At 43.2% G+C, this 4,427-nt stretch carries 6 protein-coding genes; 2 read left to right on the plus strand and 4 right to left on the minus strand.

Annotated features, from left to right (window positions below; translation table 11 throughout):
- A partial coding sequence (locus VFM80_RS09375; RefSeq protein ID WP_395071568.1) for a transposase occupies positions 1 to 391 on the plus strand: 391 nt, incomplete at its 5' end.
- 94 nt (positions 392 to 485) lie between these two features.
- On the opposite strand, the gene VFM80_RS09380 is transcribed toward VFM80_RS09375, so the two are convergent.
- The 4 genes from VFM80_RS09380 to VFM80_RS09395 all read right to left on the minus strand — a co-directional run bounded on the left by VFM80_RS09380 (position 486) and on the right by VFM80_RS09395 (position 3,572).
- Positions 486 to 1,736 carry an MFS transporter gene (locus VFM80_RS09380; RefSeq protein WP_395071569.1) on the minus strand — a complete coding sequence of 417 codons (1,251 nt, stop codon included), beginning with the start codon at positions 1,734 to 1,736 and terminating at the stop codon, positions 486 to 488.
- A 214-nt stretch (positions 1,737 to 1,950) separates the two neighbouring features.
- A complete protein-coding gene (dut, locus tag VFM80_RS09385; protein WP_395071570.1) occupies positions 1,951 to 2,397 on the minus strand; it encodes a dUTP diphosphatase in 447 nt (148 codons plus the stop codon).
- A complete protein-coding gene (locus VFM80_RS09390) occupies positions 2,394 to 3,194 on the minus strand; it encodes a DUF3108 domain-containing protein (protein WP_395071571.1) in 801 nt (266 codons plus the stop codon). The genes dut and VFM80_RS09390 overlap by 4 nt, the downstream gene beginning before the upstream one ends.
- 21 nt (positions 3,195 to 3,215) lie before the next feature.
- Positions 3,216 to 3,572, minus strand: coding sequence for an arsenate reductase family protein (locus VFM80_RS09395; protein WP_395071572.1), 357 nt, complete (start codon positions 3,570 to 3,572; stop codon positions 3,216 to 3,218).
- A gap of 98 nt (positions 3,573 to 3,670) precedes the next feature.
- On the opposite strand from VFM80_RS09395, the gene VFM80_RS09400 reads away from it, so the two are divergent.
- Positions 3,671 to 4,171, plus strand: a complete 501-nt coding sequence (locus VFM80_RS09400) for a hypothetical protein (protein ID WP_395071573.1) — start codon at positions 3,671 to 3,673, stop codon at positions 4,169 to 4,171.
- Positions 4,172 to 4,427 lie beyond the last annotated feature (256 nt).

The raw sequence follows: 4,427 nt of genomic DNA on the forward strand, positions 1-4,427 counted from the left end.
CCTGATGACAAACCATATTCATTTAATGGTTAGTGCGAAAGAAGGTTTTAATTTATCAGACATCCTCAGGGATTTTAAAAAATTTACTGCTTATTCAATATTGAATGACCTTCAATCAAATCCAAAAGAAAGCCGGAGAAAATGGATGCTATGGATGTTTAAAAAAGCTGGAAGTAAAAACCCAAATAACACGACCTATCAGTTTTGGCGACAAGACAATCGCCCCGTGGAAGTGACATCTAATTCGTTTTACAATCAAAAAATGGAGTATATCCATTACAATCCGGTGAAAGCGGGATTCTGCAAAAAGCCAGAAGACTATCCTTATAGCAGTGCACAATGGTATATCGATAAGACCGGATTATTGGATATTGAAGAGATCCTGATTTGAGTTTTGCTGGTTGCCCGTATTGGAAGTCGGAGACTTCCTGAGCTGATACTTTTCAGTCTCCGCTTCGCTCAAGACTGAAAAGATCCATAATTGTTTAAAGACCCTCTTGATATATTTTCTCATTCTTGGTAATCGTAAAACTCCAGAAAATCCCTCCCAAAGCCATTATTCCACCATATACGATGATAAGCGGTTTCACCGTCATAATATCAAATTCCAGGATCAGCGATGCAATAGTGGTTGAAATGGAGCTTCCGATCGTAAACAAGAGCCATTCCGTACTGAAAATCCTTCCCCGAAATGTATCCTGTGTTCTTTTTTGGAGAAGTACCGTGCTCGTTACCCAGTTAGCCCCGGATGCCGCATGAGCAAAAAGAACAAAGATGAGCATCAGTGCTAATTCATTTACAAAACCCACGATCATATACATCAATCCACAAAAGGTGATGGCCAGCCCCATCACCATTACCCAGTCTTTTTCATCACTGAATAAACGCCGGCCTATTATCGGACCGATCCCCGTTCCAAATCCACGGGCGGCATACAGCAATCCAAGCCCGATACTCCCCATCATCAACACTTCCTCACTGACGATAATCAGCAGATAAACTAATCCCCCTAAAAATACCGTCGAAGTTCCTTTAGCCAGCGAAGGCCGCAAAATATGCCGGTTATTAAACAAATAGCTCAGTCCTTCTTTGATCCCTTTCAGCGGATTTCTGGTTCTGTACATCTCCTCTTTCGAAAGGCGTGTTTGAGGAATGGCGGCACGATACACGAACCAGGCCGAAAGCGCATACGTCATGGCATCCAGGATGAGCACCATATCAGTTCCCAGCCACTCCGTTGCAAATCCTCCGATCGCCATTCCCGTTGTGAAGATGATACTCCAGGTGGCCGTAGAAATGATGTTGGCATTAGTCAGGTTTTCTTCGGAGGTAACATTAGGAATAGAAGAAGTTTTAGCGGGCTCAAATACGGCCGATAGCATCATCTGAATGGCGGTAAGCACATAGGCAAGCCAAAGCATCTCCTCAGATTGAACTAAAATGATCCCAAGTACGGCCACCCCCCGAAACAGATCACACCAGATCATAAGCCGGCGGCGGTTGAAGCGATCAGCCAGGTAGCCGGCGTATGGAGAGAAAAAAGCAAGACTCAGCATTTTCACCACTATGATCAGCCCAAGTAAAAACTCTGAATCAGAATAGCGACTTATTATAGCATAGAGCGCCAGAAGCCCAAACCAATCCCCGAAGTTAGAAACCGACTGTGCCAGCCAAAGCCGACGAAAGTCGTGGTTTTCTTTTATGAGGTCTAGATACGGACGAAGATTTTTTAGCATAGCTTGTAGCTGACAGCTGTCAGCGCTCAGCTTTCAGCTTTTCCTAATTGATTTCGGTATTAAAACAACCTTGGTGCGTCTGCTAAGACCTCCAAGCGTTGTGGGTGACTGCAGGAAAGATCCCGGTTCATACAGCGAACGCTTCAAGGACCTGCGGACGACTGGGGGTTCTTTACGTTCAATATTCAATATTCCTCTGTTCAATATTGAATATTCATTTCACTCCGGTGCTTCCAAACCCCCCTTCGCCGCGATCCGTTTCATCCAGTTCATCCACTTCCACTACCGGGAATTGCGTGACCGGGGCGATCACCATCTGGGCAATGCGATCGCCATGATTTACGATGAATTCTTCCTCTCCATGATTAATGGCTATCATCTTTAACTCTCCGCGATAATCCGCATCAATGGTACCGGGCGTGTTCAACATGGTAATACCGTGCTTAACGGCCAATCCGCTGCGTGGTCGAACCTGCGCCTCATATCCTATCGGCAACGCCATTTGCAAACCTGTGGGAATCATTTTCCGTTCTCCGGGCTTAATTACAATAGGTGTTTCCACTGCCGCCCTGAGGTCCATCCCGGCCGCCGATACCGATTCATAATTTGGAAGAGGCAGGTCTTTCGCATGTTTCAGTTTCTTTATCAATACTTGTTTCATAGTTCTTCGCGTGTGTACTCGATCAATCTTACAATTACATTTCCCCAAAATACTTTGACACGGGCTTCCAGCGGAACACGAAGGTCATCATCCAAAAACCACGCCCTGAAGTCGCCCGAAAAACCAAAAGGGCCTTCGATGTTTTCCGTAGTGCCGTTCATTTTATATGCCATCACAGGTTCATCAAACGGAGCGTATCTTCGTTTTTCCTTTTCAGTAGAATTACGGCCGTAGATATACCCCTTTTTCTTGGTTACATAAACAGGAAGCTTAAAATTCTCATCACTGCCGGCAAATAAACGTGAAAAATAAAAAATCAAATGGCCTGATGTTGCCGGGTCTTCCAGATCCAGCGTGTCGCGGGTGTCATCTTCTTCCAGGTAGTACACTTTCCCTCTGTCCCGATCGAACCAGTACTGTATCTCATGATATTCATCTTCATCAATGTTATTTTTCCAATACTTTGATTCAACGGGAAGCCCATCTTCATTCACATAAAATAAACTGTGAAAACGATCCAACTCTTCACCGACAAAAGGAATGGATGAATTGGACTCGATCTCTGTAAGAATATGTTTTCGTTCCTGGTCCTGATATAAGCTATCACTCAGTAGGGTCACATTTACCCAGCCAAGTTTTAAAAAGCCATATTTAACTTCATACCGAAAAGTTTCCTTAACAGAAAACAACTCTTCCATTGTAGGCTGGTCTGTACTTTCCGAAGATAGATCGTTCTGGCTCAAAGCCGGATCTGAAAACAGGATCAGTGACAGTAACAGGAGAATAATTTTGTTCATAGATTATATTTTTTGACCCGATTAATCGGCTTCTTCTTCGGAAACAAAAGCTTCAAAAGATTCCTCATCATATCCCACCAGCACTGATTCATCTTTGATCAACACAGGCCTCTTTATCATAGTCTGATGCTCCAGCAAATGTTCAAATAACTCTTCGTCGGACAAGTCTTTGTCAGCAAGGCCAAGATCTCTCCATTTACGCCCCCTTTTATTCACCAATACATCCAAGCCAACCTTAAATTCCAGCTCTTTGAGTTCTTCACGGTTAAGGGGAGCTTTTTTTACGTCTACAAACTCAAATTCAACATCATGCTCCTCCATCCATTTTTTAGTATCTCTGATCTTGTTACAATTGTTAATCCCAACTATATGAAGCATCGTATTATTATGGTGAAAGTTTTTGTATTTTTTAGCTCTTAAAGATACGGTTTGTTTCTGCAAATTCGAACGTAATGAACAACAGCTTCGTGCCTTTTATGTCAAATTTTTATTCTTTTACTGCGATTCTCCTCCTATTCACTTTAATAATGGGATGCACCCGAAACGATGCCCAGCGTGAATTTGAAGAACAAGCCTATTCAGCTCCCAACAATTTCACAGAGACCACCTCTCAGGGAGCCATTCAATCTGTGGATGAAGATGACTGGCGAACCTCCCCTCTTTTTCAGGGGCTGATCGAGATCGTGCCTCCCTTTCCAAACCCGGTAACTACTAATCAGACCGTCCAGTTTGAAGTAGAGGTCACCGGGGTTCAATCGGTAACAGGTATAGAAGTACTGGTGCGGCTTGCTGACAACAACTTTCGAAGTTTATATCAAAGTTTTCAAACCCTTGAACCGGGCCTGACCACCTTTCCGATCAATCCTATTGAATTTGGAATAAACGGGACACCCGAAGCTGCACGTGGATTAAACCGGATATATATCTTCAATGCCAATAACCAGATGATCTCCTACGGCGATATTTTGGTGGAGTAATTTCTACTATTCACCGTCCATTGATCTTTTCATTCTGAATAAGCCAGGCGATTCCAAACCTGTCCTATTCTTAGGCTAACCTATTGAATTGACATTATTTTAAAAGATATTATATTTGGATAGGTTTTATGCGAACCACCAACTTCATACACTTGCCATGTATTCTACCTCTCATTTTAATACCCCCTCTGTACGCTCCCTATTGATGGCTGTAACTTTATTAATTCTCAGCGGATGTGCTACATCACATTTCAGT

The sequence above is a fragment of the Gracilimonas sp. genome, assembly GCF_035704785.1.
Lineage (GTDB): Bacteria > Bacteroidota > Rhodothermia > Balneolales > Balneolaceae > Gracilimonas.